General features: G+C 29.1%; 23 protein-coding genes and 1 riboswitch. Of the genes, 9 read left to right on the forward strand and 14 right to left on the reverse strand.

Features of this window, described 5'->3' with window-relative positions; all coding sequences use genetic code 11:
* Nucleotides 1-424 precede the first annotated feature (424 nt).
* A riboswitch (FMN riboswitch) is annotated at nucleotides 425-543 on the forward strand.
* A 137-nt stretch (nucleotides 544-680) separates the two neighbouring features.
* Genes ribD through ribH form a run of 4 tightly spaced genes read left to right on the forward strand, consistent with a single transcriptional unit; the run spans nucleotide 681 to nucleotide 4,146 of the window.
* Nucleotides 681-1,778 carry a bifunctional diaminohydroxyphosphoribosylaminopyrimidine deaminase/5-amino-6-(5-phosphoribosylamino)uracil reductase RibD gene (gene ribD / locus CURI_RS12975; protein ID WP_014968724.1) on the forward strand — a complete coding sequence of 366 codons (1,098 nt, stop codon included), beginning with the start codon at nucleotides 681-683 and terminating at the stop codon, nucleotides 1,776-1,778.
* Nucleotides 1,779-1,784: 6 nt separating this feature from the next.
* Nucleotides 1,785-2,438: a riboflavin synthase gene (locus CURI_RS12980; RefSeq protein WP_014968725.1), complete on the forward strand. Its 654-nt coding sequence runs from the start codon at nucleotides 1,785-1,787 to the stop codon at nucleotides 2,436-2,438.
* Nucleotides 2,439-2,471: 33 nt separating this feature from the next.
* Nucleotides 2,472-3,683 (forward strand): bifunctional 3,4-dihydroxy-2-butanone-4-phosphate synthase/GTP cyclohydrolase II, encoded by a 1,212-nt coding sequence (locus CURI_RS12985; RefSeq protein ID WP_014968726.1) that lies wholly within the window; start codon nucleotides 2,472-2,474, stop codon nucleotides 3,681-3,683.
* 1 nt (nucleotide 3,684) lies between these two features.
* Nucleotides 3,685-4,146, forward strand: coding sequence for a 6,7-dimethyl-8-ribityllumazine synthase (ribH, locus tag CURI_RS12990; RefSeq protein ID WP_014968727.1), 462 nt, complete (start codon nucleotides 3,685-3,687; stop codon nucleotides 4,144-4,146).
* A gap of 114 nt (nucleotides 4,147-4,260) precedes the next feature.
* Here ribH and CURI_RS12995 read toward each other — a convergent pair whose 3' ends face one another.
* A complete protein-coding gene (locus CURI_RS12995) occupies nucleotides 4,261-4,854 on the reverse strand; it encodes an HD-GYP domain-containing protein (protein WP_041702164.1) in 594 nt (197 codons plus the stop codon).
* A gap of 93 nt (nucleotides 4,855-4,947) precedes the next feature.
* Nucleotides 4,948-5,160, reverse strand: coding sequence for a helix-turn-helix domain-containing protein (locus CURI_RS13000; protein WP_014968729.1), 213 nt, complete (start codon nucleotides 5,158-5,160; stop codon nucleotides 4,948-4,950).
* 549 nt (nucleotides 5,161-5,709) lie between these two features.
* Here CURI_RS13000 and CURI_RS16585 point away from each other — a divergent pair.
* Nucleotides 5,710-6,060 carry a helix-turn-helix domain-containing protein gene (locus CURI_RS16585; protein WP_420805161.1) on the forward strand — a complete coding sequence of 117 codons (351 nt, stop codon included), beginning with the start codon at nucleotides 5,710-5,712 and terminating at the stop codon, nucleotides 6,058-6,060.
* Nucleotides 6,061-6,249: 189 nt separating this feature from the next.
* On the opposite strand, the gene queC is transcribed toward CURI_RS16585, so the two are convergent.
* The 5 genes from queC to CURI_RS13025 are packed head-to-tail and all read right to left on the reverse strand — an operon-like array spanning nucleotide 6,250 to nucleotide 9,786.
* Nucleotides 6,250-6,906: a 7-cyano-7-deazaguanine synthase QueC gene (gene queC / locus CURI_RS13005; RefSeq protein WP_014968730.1), complete on the reverse strand. Its 657-nt coding sequence runs from the start codon at nucleotides 6,904-6,906 to the stop codon at nucleotides 6,250-6,252.
* Between the two features lie 4 nt (nucleotides 6,907-6,910).
* The gene (gene queE / locus CURI_RS13010) at nucleotides 6,911-7,576 is read right to left on the reverse strand and encodes a putative 7-carboxy-7-deazaguanine synthase QueE (protein ID WP_014968731.1); all 666 of its coding nucleotides are present in this window, start codon (nucleotides 7,574-7,576) and stop codon (nucleotides 6,911-6,913) included.
* Nucleotides 7,577-7,584: 8 nt separating this feature from the next.
* Complete coding sequence (gene queD, locus CURI_RS13015) at nucleotides 7,585-8,004, reverse strand: 6-carboxytetrahydropterin synthase QueD (RefSeq protein ID WP_014968732.1); 420 nt, start codon at nucleotides 8,002-8,004, stop codon at nucleotides 7,585-7,587.
* A 13-nt stretch (nucleotides 8,005-8,017) separates the two neighbouring features.
* A complete protein-coding gene (locus CURI_RS13020; RefSeq protein WP_014968733.1) occupies nucleotides 8,018-8,788 on the reverse strand; it encodes an acyl-CoA dehydratase activase in 771 nt (256 codons plus the stop codon).
* On the reverse strand, nucleotides 8,785-9,786 hold the full coding sequence (locus tag CURI_RS13025; RefSeq protein ID WP_014968734.1) for a 2-hydroxyacyl-CoA dehydratase family protein: 1,002 nt from the start codon (nucleotides 9,784-9,786) through the stop codon (nucleotides 8,785-8,787). Before CURI_RS13025 ends, CURI_RS13020 begins: the two co-directional genes overlap by 4 nt.
* A 296-nt stretch (nucleotides 9,787-10,082) precedes the next feature.
* Here CURI_RS13025 and CURI_RS13030 point away from each other — a divergent pair, with 296 nt between their 5' ends.
* Nucleotides 10,083-10,301, forward strand: coding sequence for a hypothetical protein (locus tag CURI_RS13030; RefSeq protein ID WP_014968735.1), 219 nt, complete (start codon nucleotides 10,083-10,085; stop codon nucleotides 10,299-10,301).
* 19 nt (nucleotides 10,302-10,320) lie between these two features.
* On the opposite strand, the gene CURI_RS13035 is transcribed toward CURI_RS13030, so the two are convergent.
* The 4 genes from CURI_RS13035 to CURI_RS13050 form a co-directional block, all read right to left on the reverse strand.
* Nucleotides 10,321-11,463 carry a THUMP domain-containing class I SAM-dependent RNA methyltransferase gene (locus CURI_RS13035; protein WP_014968736.1) on the reverse strand — a complete coding sequence of 381 codons (1,143 nt, stop codon included), beginning with the start codon at nucleotides 11,461-11,463 and terminating at the stop codon, nucleotides 10,321-10,323.
* Between the two features lie 83 nt (nucleotides 11,464-11,546).
* On the reverse strand, nucleotides 11,547-13,091 hold the full coding sequence (locus tag CURI_RS13040) for a HAMP domain-containing sensor histidine kinase (RefSeq protein WP_014968737.1): 1,545 nt from the start codon (nucleotides 13,089-13,091) through the stop codon (nucleotides 11,547-11,549).
* Nucleotides 13,084-13,773: a response regulator transcription factor gene (locus CURI_RS13045; protein WP_014968738.1), complete on the reverse strand. Its 690-nt coding sequence runs from the start codon at nucleotides 13,771-13,773 to the stop codon at nucleotides 13,084-13,086. The genes CURI_RS13040 and CURI_RS13045 overlap by 8 nt, the downstream gene beginning before the upstream one ends.
* Nucleotides 13,774-13,912: 139 nt before the next feature.
* Nucleotides 13,913-14,377 (reverse strand): DUF4342 domain-containing protein, encoded by a 465-nt coding sequence (locus CURI_RS13050; RefSeq protein WP_014968739.1) that lies wholly within the window; start codon nucleotides 14,375-14,377, stop codon nucleotides 13,913-13,915.
* Between the two features lie 272 nt (nucleotides 14,378-14,649).
* On the opposite strand from CURI_RS13050, the gene CURI_RS13055 reads away from it, so the two are divergent.
* Both CURI_RS13055 and CURI_RS13060 read left to right on the forward strand, forming a co-directional pair.
* Nucleotides 14,650-15,567: an ABC transporter ATP-binding protein gene (locus tag CURI_RS13055; RefSeq protein WP_420805121.1), complete on the forward strand. Its 918-nt coding sequence runs from the start codon at nucleotides 14,650-14,652 to the stop codon at nucleotides 15,565-15,567.
* Nucleotides 15,560-16,345 (forward strand): ABC transporter permease subunit, encoded by a 786-nt coding sequence (locus CURI_RS13060; RefSeq protein WP_041701827.1) that lies wholly within the window; start codon nucleotides 15,560-15,562, stop codon nucleotides 16,343-16,345. The genes CURI_RS13055 and CURI_RS13060 overlap by 8 nt, the downstream gene beginning before the upstream one ends.
* Before the next feature lie 116 nt (nucleotides 16,346-16,461).
* On the opposite strand, the gene CURI_RS13065 is transcribed toward CURI_RS13060, so the two are convergent.
* Both CURI_RS13065 and CURI_RS13070 read right to left on the reverse strand, forming a co-directional pair.
* Nucleotides 16,462-18,042 (reverse strand): DEAD/DEAH box helicase, encoded by a 1,581-nt coding sequence (locus CURI_RS13065; protein WP_014968742.1) that lies wholly within the window; start codon nucleotides 18,040-18,042, stop codon nucleotides 16,462-16,464.
* Nucleotides 18,043-18,277: 235 nt separating this feature from the next.
* A complete protein-coding gene (locus tag CURI_RS13070) occupies nucleotides 18,278-18,445 on the reverse strand; it encodes a zinc-ribbon domain-containing protein (protein ID WP_014968743.1) in 168 nt (55 codons plus the stop codon).
* 329 nt (nucleotides 18,446-18,774) lie between these two features.
* Here CURI_RS13070 and CURI_RS13075 point away from each other — a divergent pair, with 329 nt between their 5' ends.
* The gene (locus CURI_RS13075; RefSeq protein WP_014968744.1) at nucleotides 18,775-20,847 is read left to right on the forward strand and encodes a methyl-accepting chemotaxis protein; all 2,073 of its coding nucleotides are present in this window, start codon (nucleotides 18,775-18,777) and stop codon (nucleotides 20,845-20,847) included.
* A 22-nt stretch (nucleotides 20,848-20,869) separates the two neighbouring features.
* Here the strand turns inward: CURI_RS13075 and CURI_RS16225 are convergent, their stop codons facing one another.
* Complete coding sequence (locus CURI_RS16225) at nucleotides 20,870-21,202, reverse strand: hypothetical protein (protein ID WP_014968745.1); 333 nt, start codon at nucleotides 21,200-21,202, stop codon at nucleotides 20,870-20,872.
* Nucleotides 21,203-21,206 lie beyond the last annotated feature (4 nt).

Genomic DNA, 21,206 nt, shown 5'->3' on the forward strand with positions numbered 1-21,206 from the left:
TCTTTTATTTCTTATACTCAATTTGAGTAATTTACTATTTATTACATCTATCTCATTAGAATTGTCGGTCTGCTATCTTAAGTATATATCTCTATGCTATTCTCCTGACACTTCCTTTTTTCTACTTAGTTTAATATATTGTTCTAATAAGTTTATTTAGTATTGCTAAACTTTTTTCTCAAAAACAGTATACTTTGACTATAAGTTTAGTATAGGTAGACTTATAACATATTGATATTTCAAGCTCTGATTAACTTCGGCTTATAATTTACAAATTATATTTTGATTTTTTACCAATTTATATTCTACCTACTTATATTTCTGTTTTCTCATTTTTCATAGTTTATTAAATTTAATAATTTTTTTATATATTCGTTGACATATTATATAAAAAGTGTTATCTTGAACTTACAACTAGATAAAGATAAATCTTCAGGGCAGGGTGAAATTCCCTACCGGTGGTTATAGTCCACGAGCTGCTTGTGCAGTTGACTTGGTGAAATTCCAAGACCGACAGTAAAGTCTGGATGGGAGAAGATTCTATTTTCGGTATACTAATTTAAATTATTAAATTTAGATTTATATTGATTTATTTTTGTAGAAATATCCCTGAAGTTAAACTTTAGGGATATTTTTTTATTCCTCCCTAAAGTTAATCTAACCTTAAAGGATGTGTATCTATGGAATCAGTTTATATGAAAAGAGCTATAGAGTTAGCTAAAAAAGGTGAAGGTCATGTTAGTCCTAATCCCTTAGTTGGAGCAGTCATTGTGAAAAATGAAAGTATAATAGGTGAAGGTTACCATGGGTTTTATGGTGGAGATCATGCAGAAATAAATGCATTAAAAAATTCTACTGAAAGTGTTGAAGGTAGTACTATGTATGTTACTTTAGAACCTTGCTCTCATTTTGGGAAGACACCTCCTTGTGTTAATGCTATTGTGGAAAATAATATAAAAAAGGTAGTCATAGGGCTAAAAGACCCTAATCTTTTAGTATCTGGTAGAGGTATCCAAATACTTAAATCTAATGGAATTGAAGTTGTTACCAGTGTATTAGAAGATGAATGTAAAAAGTTAAATGAAATATTTTTAAAGTATATTACAACAAAGACTCCTTTCGTAATACTAAAATATGCAATGACTCTTGATGGCAAAATAGCAACTCATATTGGTGATTCTAAATGGATCTCTAATTCATTGTCTAGAAAACATGTCCATGAAATTAGACATAAACTCTCATCCATCATGGTTGGAATAGGGACTGTTCTGAAAGACAATCCCAGTTTAAATACACGCTTAGAAGATAAAGAAGGCTTAGATCCAATTAGAATTATAGTAGATACGAAGGGAAGAATTCCATTAGACTCTAAAGTTATTAATCTAAAGTCTAGTTCAAGGACTATAGTTGCCACTACTGAGTTAGCCCCTAAAGACAAATTGAAAGCCTTAGAAGATAAGGATGTAGAAATAATAATTACACCAGTTAAGGATAGTTATGTAGATCTAATTTATCTTTTAAAATCACTAGGAAGTAAAGGAATTGACAGTATTCTTCTTGAGGGTGGCAGCGAACTAAGTTTTAGTGCCTTACAAGAAAACATTGTTGATAAAGTAGTTGCATTCATATCACCTAAAATAATTGGTGGAAGTTCGGCTAAAACCCCTATAGGTGGTACTGGTATTGAATTTATGAAAGATGCTATAAATCTTAACAATATATCTTTAAAAACGTTTAATGAAGATATTATGATTGAAGGTTATATTGAAAAGGAGTGATTATTCTTGTTCACTGGCTTAGTTGAAGAGATCGGAACTATAAAATCTATTAAAAAAGGAACTAACTCTGCTCAAATCACTATAATCGCTGATAAAGTTCTTTTAGATGTAAATTTAGGAGACAGTATATGTACTAATGGTGTTTGTCTTACTGTAACTAGCTTTTGTCCTAATTGCTTTACTGTAGATGTTATGGCTGAAACAATGAGAAAAAGTAATCTTGACGCTCTTACTCCTGGCAAAAAAGTTAATTTAGAACGAGCACTGAGACTAGGTGATAGATTAGGAGGTCATATGGTAAGTGGTCATATTGATGGAATTGGAACTATATCTAACTTAGAAAAAGAAGATAATGCTACTTGGGTGACTATAAGTACGTCTTATGACCTTCTAAAGTACATTGTCTACAAAGGGTCTATTGCTATTGATGGAGTAAGTCTGACTGTAGCTTATGTAGATGATAGTAATTTTAAAGTATCTATAATTCCTCATACTAAAGACATAACCACACTTTTAGATAAAAAAGTAGGAGATAAGGTTAATTTAGAATGTGACATGATAGGAAAATATGTTGAGAAGATGTTATCGCCAAAAGATGCTATTACTGAGTCTAAGGGTAGCGTAACTGTAGATTTTTTAAAAGATCACGGATTTATCTAAACAATTTAATTTAAAAATTAAGGAGTGATATTAATGTTCCACTTTAATACTATAGAAGAGGCTATCGAAGATATAAAAAACGGAAAAATAGTAGTAGTTGTTGACGATGAAAATAGAGAAAATGAAGGCGACTTACTCATGGCTGCTGAAAAGGTAACCTCAGAAGCTATAAACTTCATGGCAAAACACGGCAGAGGCCTAATATGTATGCCTATAATAAAGGAAAGATTAGATGAACTTAATATAAACCAAATGGTGAGCAAAAATACTGATTCTCATCATACTGCTTTTACAGTTTCAATAGACGCCATAGACACAACTACTGGAATATCTGCTCATGAAAGATCTCATACCATTTTAAAAGTTCTAGATTCTAGTTCAACAAGTAGCGATTTCAATAAACCAGGTCATATATTCCCCCTAGAGGCTAAGGATGGTGGTGTTTTAAGAAGACCTGGTCACACTGAAGCTGCTGTTGACTTAGCTAGATTGGCTGGGCTATACCCTGCTGGAGTTATTTGTGAAATTATGAATGAAGATGGATCTATGGCTAGAATACCCGACCTTATGACTTATGTTAAAGATCATAATTTAAAAATAATTACCATAGCAGATTTAATAGCTTTTCGCCGTAAAACAGAATTGTTAGTAAAAAAAGTTTCTGAGTGTAATCTACCTACAAAGCATGGTGACTTTAAAATGGTGGGATACGAAAATATTTTAAATGGTGAGCATCATATAGCACTAGTGAAAGGTAATATATCTAGTGATTCACCAGTTCTAGTAAGAGTTCACTCAGAGTGTCTTACTGGAGATGCTTTTGGTTCTTTAAGGTGTGATTGTGGAGAACAGCTTGATGAGGCTATGAAAAAAATAGAATCTGAAGAATCAGGTGTACTTCTATACATGCGTCAGGAAGGTAGGGGGATTGGACTTATAAATAAAATAAAAGCTTATAATCTTCAGGATAGTGGTATGGATACTGTTGAGGCTAACTTGGCACTAGGTTTTCCTGATGACATGAGAGACTATGGTATAGGGGCTCAGATACTTTCTGACCTTGGAATAAAAAAGATTAAGTTAATGACTAATAATCCTAAAAAACTTTCTGGACTTTCTGGCTATGGTATAGAAATTGTAGATAGAGTTCCTATACAGATGAATCACAATGAAAAAAATAAGCATTATCTTGAAACTAAAAAAGAGAAGTTAGGACATATTCTAAATTTTAAGGAGGAAAAATAATATGAAAATCTATGAGGGAAATTTAGTATCTGAAGGACTAAGATTTGGAATTGTTATAGGAAGATTTAATGAATTTATAGGATCAAAGCTTCTATCTGGTGCTTTAGATGGTTTTAAACGTCATGGTGTACATGAGGATGATATTGATATTGCTTGGGTTCCTGGTGCATTTGAAATTCCTCTTATAGCTAAGAAAATGGCAAAGTCTAAAAAGTACGATGGTGTTATTTGTCTAGGTGCTGTTATAAGAGGTTCTACTCCACACTTTGATTATGTGTCTAGTGAAGTTTCAAAAGGAATAGCTAGTGTATCTTTAGATACTGAAATACCAGTTGTCTTTGGAGTTCTAACTACTGATACTATAGAACAAGCAATAGAAAGAGCAGGAACAAAAGCAGGAAATAAAGGATATGAAGCTAGTATTACTGCCATAGAGATGGCTAATTTGCTAAAAGAAATTTAAGACTTATTTAAGTCAAATAAAATTAACTCTGCCAAATTGTAATATTCAGCAGAGTTAATTTTATTTGATTTCTAAGTTTACTTATATTTTTATAAATCTAAATATGTAGTTTGACTACTCAAAGCATTCTATAAATTCTTTTACCACATTTGGATCAAACTGCTTTCCCGCTTCATTTTTTATTATGTATATAGCTTCCTCTGAACTTTTCGACTCTTTATAAGGTCTCTCTGCAACTATGGCATCATATGTATCTATCACACTTACTATCCTAGCACTTAATGGAATTCTTTCTCCTTTTAATCCTTGAGGATACCCTTCTCCATCCCATCGTTCATGGTGATAGTATGCTATATCTAATATAATTTTTAGTTCATCAGATTCAAAATAATTATTTTCTTTGTTGAACATGTATAGTAATATATCTCTACTATAGGTTGGGTGTTTTCTTATTTCAGTAAATTCTTCTTGTGAGATTTCTGAAGGCTTGTCTATTATTGATTGAGAGATTTCGATTTTACCTATGTCATGTAATAGTGCTCCCCATGATACTGCTTGTATGTCTTTTATTTTATTATAAAATCTACTAGATAGTATCTCTGTATATTTAGATACATTTTGGGAATGCTCCCATGTATATTTACTGTTTTTACTTAATATTGTTTGAAGTATATCTATTAAATCTCTGTCTTTATCTAATTTGAGCATAGTTGATCTCCATTTCACATCTTTATACATAGTATTTATATACTCAATTATATAAATACTTTCTAAGTAATAGTTACAAAAAGCAACTTTCATTTAATTGCTTTTAAATATAGTCTCTATATCTAATTTTTCAATAATAGCTTGTCTGTACTTTTCACCAGAACGTCTACCTCTTAATATATCAGTAAGATAGTTTTCATTAACTCCAATATCTTTTGCTAGTTGTCTTTGTGTCATATCAAGTTCTACAAGTCTTTTCCTTACTTTCATAGAAAAATACGGTATCGTATTTCGATTACTTTCCATTCCATCAACTCCTATCCTTATGATATTTAAACTATACTTCAATGTTGTTTTTTGTATCAAGGTAGGTTAAACTGTTGTTGTAACTTGTATTTATAGTTACACTTAGTGACTACTTTCTCCTCTTAATCAGAATCTATATAAAGTCAAACTTCCTGTCCTTAAAATCAGTTTCCACCGCAATCCATAAAGAATATCTTCTAGTAAATCTTCCTAATAACTTTCTAATTAAATAAACCAAAATACCAAACTGTTTAAATAATCTAAGCGATGTATCTATAAAAGTGAATTTTTAAATATTAAAAGCTTCCTATTTGTGTTATTTTAGTTATATATCTATAAATCTATCAAAGTAAAGCTGAGTCTTTATAGTACCTATTAATTTTTAAAGTATGTTAAAATTACTTATATATTTTTCATTTAAATTTTACTAATATTTTACCACAAACGTGAACTTTGTCAAGAAATTTTTTACTAAAAAGATTTTTTTGTTGAAAAAGGAGGTTTTTTACCATTAAAGAGAACTTTTCTTCTGCAGAAATCGGAAGCAGGATACAACAAAAGTTAACTGAGTATAATCTAAAGCAGAAAGATTTATGTAATCTAACTAATCTTTCTAAGAACGCAATAAGTAATTACATATCTGGAAATAGGGTTCCTGATACAAATTCTATTTACAAGATATCGATCGCTCTAAATGTATCTATAGAATGGTTACTAACAGGAGAGGAAACTTTAAGGACTCCTAATAATAGTCTAGGAAATTTATCTGTTGAAGAAATAAGGATCATTACTTTATTTAGAAAGCTGAATTCTATAGAAAGAAATAAGATAGAAGGTATGCTTGAAATAAAAGTTTTTGAATCTAAACAGGAGAAAAAAACAACATTATCAAATTGCTAGAATGGAAAAGAAACAAAGATCAATAATAGTTTTTTTCATTTACTTATTTTGATAAGATTTCTTATCATTTTACTATGATATTATTCTATTTTAAAAGGCTGACACATTAATTTTATATTTATAGTGCAGCCTTTTTTCTCTTTGCTTTTCAATATAGTTTAAAATAGTATTTAAATCAGTATAACTGTACTATTTGAAGGAGTTTATATAATTTTCATATCCTCTATTTCTAAGAGTACAAGACGGACATTCTCCACATCCACTTCCTTTAATACCATTATAGCAAGTTAATGTTTCATTTTTAATTACCTCTAATACCCCCAAGTCATCCGCCATCTTCCAAGTTTCCTCTTTATCTATCCACATTAAAGGAGTATGTACTACATACTCATAGTCCATAGATAAGTTCAAAGTTACATTTAAAGATTTTATAAATACATCTCTACAATCCGGATATCCACTAAAATCACTTTGTGAAACTCCAGTTATTATATGTTTTATATCCCTTTGTTTTGCAAATACCGCTACAAACGTAAGAAATAGCATATTTCTTCCATCAACACATGAATTAGGTACTTCACCTTCACTTGCCTCTTTATCTACTTTTATATCTGTTCTTGTAAGAGAGTTTGGAGCTAATTGATTTAAAAGTGACATATCTAATATGTGATGTTCAAAATTATGCTTTTTACATATTTCCTTGGCACATTCCAATTCTTCGCTATGTCTTTGATTATAGTCAAAAGACACTGCTATTACTTCCTTAAATCTTTCTTTAGCCCAAAATAAGCAAGTTGTACTATCTTGGCCGCCGCTAAAGACTACTACTGCACTTTCATTTTTCATTTGCTTACACTCCTTTTTGATTTGGATCCCATATAAATTTGTGAAGTTGTAATTGAAAAGTTACATCGTTCATATTATTTTCCTTTATGAACTCAACTATATCTTTTGCATCAATATTTTCGTATACTCCACTTATATATACATTTGTTTTCTTAGTTAAATCAAACTGTTCTATAATCAATTTTGCTTTTTCTAAATCTTCCATGCTACCAGCTACAAACTTTACTACATCTTTTTCTTTTAGATATTCAAAATTTTCTAATAACATTTCATTTTCCATATTGCTATAAGGCAATTTGTAGTCCATAGTGAATCTCAGTTGATTTATTTTTATGTCTTGAAATCTTTTTAAACTTATACTTCCATTAGTCTCTATCTCTATTGAAATATCATTATCCTTAGAAAGATATTCTAGTAATTCATATATGTCCTTTTGTATTAGGGGTTCTCCCCCTGTTAAAGTTACATTTTTTACTTTAGTTTGCTTTATATAATTATAAATTTCTTCTTTAGTCATGATTTCATACTTTACATCACTCTTATTAGCCCACTGTGTATCACAGTATCTACAGTTTAAATTACATTCTGCAAATCTTATAAATAGAGCTAACTGTCCACTTAATTTGCCCTCACCATTTATACTTATAAACTTTTCAACTACTCTATACATGTTATCCCTTACCTTTCATATGTTGCTGAATTAGTTGGTGTTTCAAAAACTGTAATTTTCCTTACGTTATATCCTTTTTCCTCTAATTTGTCATAGAAATATTTAGAGAAGTTTTCTGCCGTTGATCTAAAGTCTATAGTTATGACTTTAAATCCATCTTGCACTATATTTTCTAGTGTTTCTTTTCTTAGACTATTCTCTTCTATTATTAATGCATGGTCAAAGTAATCAAGCATCTCTTTTAAGTCTTTTTTTAAATCTCCAAAGTCTGTCACCATGCCTTTAAACTCTCCTGATTCTTTTAGCGTTTCTGATCCCACTTCAGCATGAACAGTCCATGTATGCCCATGTATGTTTCTACATTTCCCATTGTAATTAGAAAGAAAGTGAGCACTATCAAAGGTATTTTGCGCTTTTAATATATACATTCATATCCCATCCTTATTTATTTTTAATTTTATCACCATAATAGCAACATCCAATCGCGCCATTTAACTGTGGTTCATCTAAAGTTATTATTTCTTCATACTCATCTTTTAGGTACTTTCTAATTGCATAATTTCTAGCTACTCCACCACTTATAACAAGTTTTCTTCCCTTAAACTTGTTAAGCAGTGGCTGTAGTCTCTTAAACATGGAGTAATTAACTCCTGCACAAAGACTCTCTATACTTACTCCCTCTGCAATTTTCCCTATAAGTTCAGATTCTGAAAATACTGCACAAGTTGAATTTAATTCAACTGGGTCTGTATAATACCTATGCATATAGTCTACGTTTATTTCCAATACGTTTGCCATATTCTCCAAAAATCTTCCACATGAAGCAGCACATTTTTCATTTAACTCTAAATCAGTAGTTATACCTTTCTCTATCTTTGCTATCTTTACATCTTGTCCACCTATGTCTAGTAGGATAAAATCTTTTAAGTGTGTTTGATAAAATACCCCATAAACATGAGCCTTTATTTCATTTATAGGTCTAAAGTTATTTAAATTCACATTATTTCTTCCATATCCAGTTGAGATGCACTTATCTACTTTATCTATATCTAGCTTTTTAAGATCTACGCTTAAACCTTTAATGTCATCATAATTACAGTAGTTCTTATAAAATGACATGGTACTAATTTTGAAACTATTTATAATCTTGCTGTCTTCCATTATAACTACCTTTACTTCTCTACTTCCAAGATCTATCCCTAGTATTCTCACAGTATTCCCTCTTTTCTATCATGTAACATGTCTATAAATGCTTCTAGTCTAAGTTTAGTTCTTGCATCTAATCTATTTAATTTATCTCCCTCTATATTTAAAATAGGGATATTTAGTTTATCTTTTATTACTATATCCTGTACTGCTCTATAACAAAAACTCTGTGTATAATGAATAATTCCATCTAATTGTCTTAACTCTAATTGCTTTTTTATTTCAGATATTCTCACATTTATATCATAAGGATAAGTGTAGTCAAAGTATTGATAGTATATATCTTTAGCTTCTTCAATTCTTGGAAATGCGAACTCCCTTTGAACTTCGTTATATACTATTTTTGCATCTAAGTTTTCAACAAACTCGTATATATCTCCAGTCATAGGAGGAACCCCTATATATCCTAATCTTAGTTTTTTCTTATTTTCATTTCTATTCTCTATTTCTCCTATAACTCTAGCTAGATTACTCTCATAGCTTTTCATATCTCCTTCGAAGTCACTTAAGCTTATTTGATAAAGATGATTTTCAAATCCTGTTGCTTTTTCATCTATGAAAGTAAGCTCATCTATTTTTCTAGCTAATTTTCTTACTTTATTGGCCTTCTCTCTTATATTTTCCACTTCACTTAAAGAAACATTAAACATATTCATAAACTTAATTGTTTCTTTTTTTACATCTTCATATTTATGAGTATTTGGATATGAAAATGGATATATTTTTATTCCTCTAAGTTCTAATACTTCAATAAGTGCCTTAGTATTCGAGCAATCACCCTCCATAACTCCTACTATTTCATTTATATTTTCCTCTATGCAGACTCCATATATGCCTTTTATCCAAGCACATAAGCTTTTAGGAAATCCGTCTCTTTCTGCTATTTCTATATACTTGTTATACTTTTCTGAAGTTATAAATATATTATTAAGATCTACTACTTTGTATCCAGCAGCAATAAGAACTTCAGAAGGTACTGTTGTTGTTATACCTATCTTCTTCATTTATTACACCTCTAATTTAATTTTAGGCATAAAAAAAAGGGCATAAAAAGGCCCTCAAAAACAAAAACTATCTTAGGCAAAAAATAGATAGTTTATAAGCCCTAGTTTTATTTATAGACAGGATGGTGTGAATGAACTGTCTTAATTAAGTTTTATATACACTTTAACATAATTATTAGTTAATTGTAAATATTAATCTTAAAATCTGAAAATTAGTATATTTATCTATTGTTATAACACGAATATTTGTGTATAATTTTAGTTACTTAAAAATTTGACCTTTTAGGAGGGATTCTGTGGGTGTTAAAGAATTATTAAAACTGTGGACTGACTGTTCACTTAAGTTGTTAGACAATAAACTTATTCCTGAAAGAATTGAGACATTTGACACAGCTATTAAGGACCTAAGTAAATTTGGAATTACTGACTTAGTAATCTATAATATATCTGACAATGATATCACTGTTAGATATAAAGAAAAAGGTAGTAAATCCTTTAGTACAGTTCAACTGTAGTAATTTAAAGAGGCTTATTTTAAGCCTCTTTTTTCTTTCTTGGTGGAAATGGTCCAAAGTATTGATAATAATAACATTGAATTCTTCCATTATAAAGTTTTCTATTTTTAGTTGACTTCTCACCATATAGTTTTTGGAAGTCTGGATGTGAAGTTAGTACAAATATAGACCACGCATCAAGATTACTAAATACTCTTCCCATACCTTTATATAATTCTTCTACTTCTCTTGCTTCTCCTAGTCGTTCTCCATAAGGTGGATTAGTTATTATACATCCATACTTTCTGCTTGAACTAAACTCTTGTACTGGTAGCTTCTGAACTGCTATATAGTCTTCTAAGTTAGCTCTTGCTATGTTATCTCTTGCTGTTTTTAATACTCTCCAATCTATATCTGATCCAAGTATTCTGAACTTTTCTTTATTTATTTTTGTCTTAGCATACTCTCGTATTTCAGTCCATACAGACTTATCTATGCCTTCCCATTCTTCTGCTACAAAATGTCTATTTAATCCTGGTGCCATATTTCTTCCTATCATTGCTGCTTCTATTAATATAGTACCTGATCCACATAGAGGATCTGCTAGTATTCTCTCTGGATTCCACTTACTTAAATATACTAATGCAGAAGCAAGTGTTTCCTTTAAAGGCGCTTCTCCCGCTGTAGTTCTATATCCCCTTTTATGAAGTCCAGGGCCCGTTGTATCTATAGTTAGTGTTACTATATCCTTAAGGAGTGCTACTTCTATCTTATAAGTAGGACCATCTTCATCAAATTGATCTATTTTATATTCTCTTTTCATAGATTCTACCACTGCTTTTTTTACTATTGATTGACAATCTGGAACACTATAAAGTTTTGATTTTATTGACTTTCCTACAACATGCATTTTTCCATTTTTCGGTATATATTCTGCCCAATCTACTTCCTTAGTTCCTTGAAAAAGCTCTTCAAAGCTTTCTGCCTTGAATTCCTTTACTTTTATAAGAATTCTATCTGCTGTTCTAAGCCATACATTACAAGTAGCTAAATCCCATTCGTCACCCTCAAAAGTAACTTTTCCGTTTTCTACTTCTAGTTCATCATATCCTAGGCTTCTTAATTCATCTGCAACTATAGATTCTAGTCCAAATGTAGATGTTGCTATTAGGGTATATTCCATTATATTTTTCTCTCCTTGTGTTTTAAAGATTCTAGTCTAATAATACCATTATTGTGCCCCTAAATATATATTTTTTATAGATTTTATTTAATAGGAAGATATACTATTATCTTTGTTCCCATATCTACTACACTTTTTACTTCTATATATCCATTATGACTAACTATAATCCACTTACTTATTGCTAGTCCTAGTCCAGTTCCTCCAGTACCTTTTGTTCTAGACTTATCTGCTCTATAAAATCTTTCAAAAATATTAGGTATATCTTCCTTAGCTATACCCATACCTGTATCCTCAATTGTAATAATAACCTTATTTCGTTGAAGATAGGAATTTATCTTTATTTTCCCACCATCCTGAGTATATTTTATACTGTTATCTATAAATATTCTTAATGCCTCTTTTATAAGTTTTGGATCAGCATTAATCTCTATAATTTCATTATTTTCATTCATTATCTCGTGTGTAGTATCTATCAATCTCGTCTCTTTTATAATTTCATCTATTAGTTCATTTATATAAAAATTCTTTTTTTCTAATTTTTGAGTTCCTTTATCTCCTCGAGCTAAGAATAATAGTTTCTCTATCAAATCCTTCATATTTTCAGACTCAGACTTAATAGCTTCTATTGATTCTTCTAAAACCTCATTATTGTCTTTTCCCCATCTATCTAATAAATTAGCATAGCCTTGAATAACTGCTATTGGAGTTCTAAGTTCATGAGAAGCATCTGATGCGAATTGTCTTTGATTCTCATAAGAACATTGTATTCTATCTAGCATATCATTAAAAGTTTCGGCTAGATCCTTAAGCTCGTCATATGACTTCACTACATCTAGTCTAGTGTCTAAATCATTTGCACTTATATTTTTAACAGTACTTATCATTTTATCTATAGGTATAAGCATCTTCCTACTATATCTGGAACCTATAGTTATTATTATTAATATTGAAATTATGTCTATAATTAATACAACCATAAAAATACTTTTTATAATCAACATTTCTTGGTCTAGAGTATAAATTGTCTGGACATATACATATTGTTCATTTAGTTTTAGTTTTTCAGTAAAAACCAAACAATTAATGGCACCTGAATCTCTAAAAGGAGTCTTTTCACTATATTGACCATAGTTATTTTTTATAAACATATAGTTATCATTTATATAATATGAACCTTTTAATTTATCTTTTTCATAAAATACTATAGAATTATCATTTTTAGTCTTCACGCTTGATGTTGCATGTATTAACTTTTTATTTTTATCAAATATATTTATATATGTGTTTTCATTGTTTATTATTTTATTAATATCATCGTATGGGTTTTCTTTATTATTTCTAATATAATATGATGCCATGTTAAAATCTTTCTCCATACTATCTTTAGTCACTTTTCCTAAGTATCCTATAAAACCTCCAATACTTAGAGCACTTAAAATCATTAATACTAATGTAAAATTAATAGCATATACTGTTGTCAATTTAAATGTTATAGAGAATCTGAGTCTTCTTAGTATTAACTTATATAAACTTTTGACCAAATCTAAAGCTTGCTTAATAGCTATATTAAATAAAGCTATAATCAATTTAATTAATTTACTTAAATATTGTTTTTCTCTACTCATCTTTTAATACATAGCCTACCCCTCTAATAGTATAGATAAATTTTTCATTATATTTGTCATCAATTTTACTTCTTAAGTATCTTATATATACGTCTGATATATTTGTATCTCCTACATAATCATACTCCCATACTTCATCCAATATTTTTTCTCGAGTAAGAACTATATTTTTATTTTTCATAAGATAGCTTAATAAATCAAATTCTTTCTTAGTTAAATCTATTATATCTTCTTTAAAAGTCACAGTATATGTGTTCAAATCTACTTTAAGATCTTTCACTTGTAGTATATTTGTATTAACTTCCACAATCCTAGACGAACTTTTTTTCAATGCAACTCTTATCCTAGCTAAGAGCTCCTCTATAGCAAATGGCTTAGTTACATAGTCATCTGCTCCCATATCTAAACCAAGTACTTTATCCATAGTCTCATCTTTAGCTGTTAACATGATTATTGGTAGGTTTAAGGTTTGTCTAACCTTCCTTAACACTTCCATTCCATTCATTGAAGGTAACATTATATCTAGTATTATTAAGTCAAAATTATCGTTTATAACCTTTTGAAGTCCTTCTCTGCCATCATATGCTTTTTCAACCTCGTATCCTTCATATATTAACTCTAATTCTAGAAATCTAGCAATTTTAATTTCATCTTCGATTATTAAAATTCTTTGTTTAGACATTATGCCTCTCCTTCATAATATAAATATTTTATTTTAAGCAAACTAGATGTTTGTATAGTTTAGTTACCCATATCAAACAAAATAAAAGATCATTATTGATAGTATAAATTCAAAATGACCTTTTATTCTTTATAAACTCTTATTCTATTATTGTATTATCTTTTTCCTTTTTTTCAATAATACTATCTTTAATATTATCTACGGTTTTAGATACTTGATCCATAGTTTTATTTATTTTCATATCCTCGCCGTTTTTTCCTTCAAATTTAATCTTATGACCTGTAACTAATGAAAGTCCTACCCCTATTACTGATATGTGAGGAGCTATTACAGTTATTCCTACAGCAATTGTCACAGGTATGTTTGTAACAATTTTATCTCGTTTTTTTATTATAAAACTTGTTTCATTTCCTTTTTTAATTAATTTTTTGGCTTTCTCAGTAATAGTGCTATAAGTTTTAGTATCAACTTTCTTGTGGTTTTCTAAATATACTAAAGCCTCTAAAACATCCCCATTACTCGCTTCCAGTGCTTCCTTAGCATCATTATAGCTTACATTTGCTCTTTTTCTAAGTTCATCAATTTGCTCTAGTGTTATTGACATTCTAATACCCCCAAATAATATTTTTTATGTTTTAGATAGAACTCTAAATAGAATTAATAAATATTTATGTCTTAACTGACCTTAATAATATTATAGATTCACAGCATTAAAGATAACTTAGCGAAAGATTAGAATTTGATTAGAAATTAATTCTATTAATTTAAAATCATTGATATTAATCTGACAGTAAGTTATACTTTAATTAGATATTTATCTAAATATCTAATTAGTATTTTGTAGTATATATTTAAGCATAATATTAACAAAAGGTGGTGTATTTCTTGGATGCTATTGAAGTTTATAATTTATCTAAAAGCTACGAAAGAGATCAATTAGTTTTGAACGATATCTCTCTTTCTATCCCTGCAGGAAATATATTTGGATTTTTAGGTCCTAATGGCGCGGGTAAAACTACTCTTATTAGAATATTGAATGGGATATTAAATCCTACTAATGGTGGTGGAAAGATTATGGGATATGATATTATTCATCAAAGAAAAGAGTTACGTAGTCTGTGTGGTGTAATGACAGAAAATGCAGGACTTTATGAGAACTTAAATGCAATTGAAAACCTACAGTTCTTTGGTAAAATGTTTGGACTTTCTGAGAAACAAGTTACAGAAAAAAGCTTATTTTTATTAGATACATTTAACCTATTAGACTCAAAGAAGAAAAAAGTTAAAGACTTTAGTACCGGAATGAAAAAGCGATTATCTTTAGCCCGTACTCTTATTCATTCACCTAAGGTTTTATTTTTAGATGAACCTACTTCTGGTCTTGATCCCGAATCTTCTAAGATAGTTCTTGATATGGTAAAAAGAATGGCCGAAGAACAAAGAGTAACTGTATTTTTATGTACTCATCAACTAAAATATGCAGAAGAAATATGTAGTTTATATGGATTTGTTCATAGAGGAAACTTATTAGGATTTGGAACATTTGATGAACTTTTATCTAAATCTAATCAATCCTTAAAACTAGAAATCAAAGGAGACAGTATTCCTGCTATTAATAAGTTAGAAGATTTAGGTAATAGAAGATATAGTTTACCTATAAATAGTGAAAAAGATATTCCTAACATACTAGAACATATTATAAGTAACAATGGTAAGGTATACGAAGCTAAGCAAGTTCACTGGAGTCTAGAAGATTTATATTTCTATTATCAAAGGAGTGATGATAATGAGTAGTATAAAAAAAGCTATAGTTTATAAAGATATAAAAGAATTATTTTCAAGTAAACAAGTTTATATTCCAATAATTATTGTCCCATTATTCTTTTCATTACTAATGCCTTCTATGTTAGTGTTTGGTGCAAAGTATGGCAATAGTAGTATTGATGGTTTAGATAAAATACTCAATCAATTACCGGCCAATCTAAACCTTAACTCAAATCCTCAAAAAATAATATATACAGCTTTAAATTATTTACTTCCATCATTATTCTTAATAATTCCTGTTATGTCATCTAGTGTTATAGGTGCAAGTAGTATTGTTGGAGAAAAAGAAAGAAAAACCTTAGAAACTCTACTCTATACTCCAATTAATTTAAAAGAATTATTTTTATCAAAAGTTATAGGGATACTAATTCCTTCTTATATTATTACTTTGATTTCATCTGTTTTATTTGGAATTATACTTAATATAGGTGGATTAATGTATTTTGATAAGCTCATTTTTCCTAATATGAAGTGGATTGTACTTCTGTTGTGGCTTTGCCCTAGTGTTACTATTTTGAGTTTAATAGTAGTTGTTTTAGCATCTGCAAAGGCCTCTACATTTCAGGAATCTCAGCAAGTTGTCAGCTTAATAATTATTCCAATAATACTTTTAGTAGTAGGTCAGTCTACAGGTCTTTTTCTCTTAAATACTTTTAGTATGTTTTTATTAGGTGCTTTCATTTTTATAGTTGATTTATTTTTATTAAAAATAATATCAAAATCTTTTAAAATTGAAAAATTAATATAGTAATATAATAATATAATAAAAAGATCACCTTATCTACAATTGACTTAAATAAGATAACCAAAGTAAGTTTGATTTAAGTTCATTTGTTTTTATAGTGATCTTTTACACATTTTAACTTATATTAAACTATTTTTCTTAGCTATTTCTAAGTTAACTTTTCTTCCACAGAATCTTTTGCCTTCACAAGTCTTGAACACTTTGTCAACAGCTTTTTGTGATATATCAAAGAATGAGAATTTATCTAGGATATCTATATCTCCTATTTCATCGCCTCTTATTCTTGCACTCTCTTTAATAAAAGTAATTAACTTTTTAGGATTTAATTTATCTTTACGTCCTACATTTAAGAATACTCTTACAAATCCACCCTCATTTGATGATATAGAGTTTTCTGTGTATTCATAACTTATTTCTTTAGTATAAACCATATACATTAAAGCTGAAGCTACATCTACAAGACTATATTCTTCATCTAGCTCTGTCACTAGAGGTACAAATCTCTTGTAATCGTCTTGACTTAAAGTTTCCTTTACTCTACCTACTATACTTTTATACTTAGATAAGAATATATCGTCTATAGTTGGTAATTCTTTTCTTTTTATTGTTCCTTTAGTATCTTTCTCAATTTGTTTTAAGAATCTATATTCTCTTGCTGTAACTAAAGTATAAGCTGTACCTTGTCTATTAGCTCTTCCAGTTCTTCCGATTCTATGAACGTATGAATCTGAATCTTGAGGTAATTCATAGTTAAATACGTGTGTTATACTTTCTATATCGATTCCTCTTGCTGCTACATCTGTTGCTACTAAAAACTCTAGATTTCCTTCTTTAAACTTTCTTAAAGTATTCATTCTATGATCCTGAGTCATATCTCCATGCATACCTTCTACATTATATCCTCTTACCTGTAATCCTTCTACTAACTCATCTACGCCCTTTTTAGTTTTACAGAATATTATGGCTGAACTTGGCTCATCATAATCTAATATTCTACATAATGATTCGAATCTATTATTTTGTTTTATTTCAAAATAATATTGGCTAACTGTAGATACTGTAATTGTATTTTTTACTATAGATATATGTTTCATATCTTCTTTCATATAGCTTTTAGCTAGTCTTTTAATTTGCGGAGGCATAGTTGCAGAGAATAACATTGTTTGTCTGTCTTCTGGACAGTTTCTTATTATTTCTTCTATATCATCTATGAATCCCATATCAAGCATTTCATCTGCTTCATCTAATACTAGAAAATTAACTCGACTTAAATCTACTACTCTTCTTCTTATAAGATCTAGAACTCTACCTGGCGTACCTACTAAAACGTCTACACCTTGTTTAATAGCTCTTATTTGTCTATCTATAGGCTTTCCACCATAAACCGGAAGTGTTCTTACTCTAGTATATTTTCCTATACGGCTTATTTCATCGTTTACTTGTATTGCTAACTCTCTTGTAGGTGTTATAACGATACTACTTATCTTACCTGTAGACTTTTTTATCTTATTTATAACTGGAGCTCCAAATGCAAGTGTTTTTCCTGTTCCAGTTTGCGCTTGACCTATAACGTCAAATCCTTCTAATACTACTGGTATAGCTTCTTTCTGAATTTTTGAAGGTTCCTCAAAGCCTAATTCATTTATTGCTTTAAGTATATCTTCATTAAGTCCTAAATCCTTAAATTTCACATCTGACATGTATCTTCATTCCTTCTTCCTTTTGTTTTATTTACTATTCATTTTATCAAAGCTTCATTATATCATATATTCACTATAAACTATATAAAATCATAAAAATCCTATATATATTATTATGATTAAAATTGCTCTATTTTATTATCTTCCTCTAACAATATATTATTATGACTTACAGAAACCTTTTAAAAAATAAAAACCTTATAAGAAAACTTCTTATAAGGTCATATTTCTATAACTAATTTCTGAATCCTCTGTTATTATTTCTTTCTTTTTTTGCTTTTCTACACTCTGGGCATCTTTGTGGTTCATTTGTAAAACCTTTTTCTTTATAAAATTCTTGTTCACCTTCAGTGAATATAAATTCATTTGAGCAATCTTTACATTTTATAGTTTTATCTGCCATTTAAAATTCCTCCTCTTTGGAATTAAGATTTAAAGTTGATTGACATCATATCCATAAAAGAGAGGAAGTGTAGTTAACCATATTAAATCTATTAATATTTTTTCATTCTAGATTAGAATAACACTTTTGGAAGGTATATGCAAGTATTAAATCTATGTTAAAACATTCTATTTAACATGAATTTTACCATTAACGACTCATATTTTTATAATATTATTATATACTAATGGATCTTTTTATTTCTATTTACATTTATGGTAAACTGTAATATACTATATCAAACTATACATATATGTATAGTAGGCTTTCAATGAGAGGAGATGGTTTATATGAAATTACAAAGAATAAGTACCAAAATAATTTCAGCTATAACAGTTATATCTATTGTTTTGTCACTGTCTATTACCTATTTAAGTATTAGCAATAGTTCACAGCTTTTAAAGGCTGAAGCTAGTGATAAAATGTCATTACTAGCGGAATCAAAGTCTAATCAATTTAATGTTACTCTTGCAAATACTACTAGTTCTATAGAAAGCCTACGCTCTACTATATCTAACTCGCTTGACTTAGAATCTCTTAAGAAAGATTCTGAATATATAGCAGAATACGATAATCTAATTTCTAAAATTATCATAGGAGATGTAAAGGAACATAAACTACTTAGTATGTATTTTTATTTTCATCCCGAACTTATTAATAATTCTTATAGTATTTCTTATGGCAGTAAAGATTCCACTGTTACTAGAAATGATCAGTTAGATATTGAACAATTTAATAAAAATAACAAAGATATGGGTTGGTTTTATGATCCATTACGTAAAGGGAAGGGAGTTTGGAGTGATCCTTATTTCTGGGAAGCACATAATAAAACTATAATCTCTTATACTGTTCCTGTATACCAGGGAGATATCTTGATAGGTGTTGTAGGTGCAGATATGGATTTTAATATTTTTAAAGATGAGATAAATAATATGAAAGTCTATGATAAAGGATATGCTATGTTAATTAGTGAAGATTTAGAATTTTTAGTTCACCCTACTCTAACTGTCAAAGATAAGATGGACGTCATTCAAAATGGAAATTATAAGTCACTAGCTAACAAAATTAAGACTGAAAAATTTGGAGTATTAGAACATAAGTTTAATAATGTAAATAGTTTAATTGCTTTTAATAAATTAAGCAATGGACACACCTTAATGGTTTCTGTTTCTCAAGATGAAGTATTTTCAAAAATCTCATCATTAAGAAATTTTTTAATTCTCACTGGGTTTATAGCCATTATAGCTTCTATTTCTATAGGATATATTATTGGTAAAAAGATATCTAATCCTATAGTGAGGCTGACTAAGTTAGCTGATACTACGTCTAATTTAGATATTTCTTATGACCAATCAGTAAATGATTTAGAAAATAATAAAGATGAAATTGGAAGCATGGCCATATCTTTTTTTAATGTAAGAGAATCTTTAAGAGACATTGTAAGTAATTTGAGAATAGCTTCTGATGAAGTCCTTAAAAATGCCGACTCACTTTCTACTACTGTTAACCAAACAACTAATTCTGTAGATGAAATTGCAAGCTCTATAGATGAACTATCTACAGGTGCTAATACTCAAGCTGAAAAGTCTGCTGAAGGATTAGAAAAACTTTATGATCTAACTTCATCCATAGATGAGACTTTAAATGCAGCTATACTAGTTAAGCAAAATATAGATGAGACTGGTGCTGTAAGTAAAGATGGATCTGATGTGGTTAGTTTATTAAATACTAAAATTGAAACTACTTTAAAAAATGCTGAAAAGCTATCTCAAAATATTGATGAACTATCTAATAAGTCTAATTTAATTGGAGATATAATAGGAACAATAACTGCAATATCTAGCCAAACTAATCTCCTTGCTTTAAATGCGTCAATAGAAGCTGCTCGAGCAGGTGAAGCAGGAAGGGGTTTTAGTGTAGTTGCTGAGGAGATAAGAAAGTTAGCTGAAGAAACAGACCTGGCTACTCAGAATATTAAAGGTATAATTCAAGAAATGCAGTTAAGTATTGAAGACACAGAAAACCATATGAGTGAGTCTAATAAAGTAATATTTGAAACTTCGGAAGCTTCCTCAAGTGTTTTTGAGTTCTTTAATCTTATAGAAAGTAAGGTTCAAAATACTATAGAGCAAGTAGATTTATTTACTAATATAATTAAAGATATTGAAGTAGGTAAAGACATAGCTATTAATGCTATGAAAGATATATCTACTGTTTCAGAGGAATCTGCTGCATCTACTGAAGAAATTAATGCTAGTATAGAGGAGCAAACAGCATCTATGCAGGAAATTGACATCATGGCTGTTAACTTAAAAGAAATTTCTGAGAAATTAAATACAGAAATAAATAAATTTCACTTTTAATTTTTTATTTCCCACAATATAGTTAATCTATCAGTTCAATATCTTTTATGGTATCTATGCGTATAATTTTTACCTTTTCAACACCCTTTTTATCTTTAAATCTTATCTTAATCCATTCATCATCTACATCAATAACTTCACATTCTAAGTTCATATCTCCTACAATTAGTAAGGCATCATCACATGAAATTAAACACTTTTTTCCCTTTAGTTCACCTATTAACTTTGACATAGCACTTTCTCCTTTCATGCTTCTTTTTAATAGCTTTATTTCTTTTTTAAGTTTCTCTAATTTTGTCTTATAACTACTGTAACAAAAGTATAGTAAAACTATAAAAATCCATAAGAAAGTCATATTA

Source organism: Gottschalkia acidurici 9a (genome assembly GCF_000299355.1).
Taxonomy (GTDB): Bacteria; Bacillota; Clostridia; order Tissierellales; family Gottschalkiaceae; genus Gottschalkia; species Gottschalkia acidurici.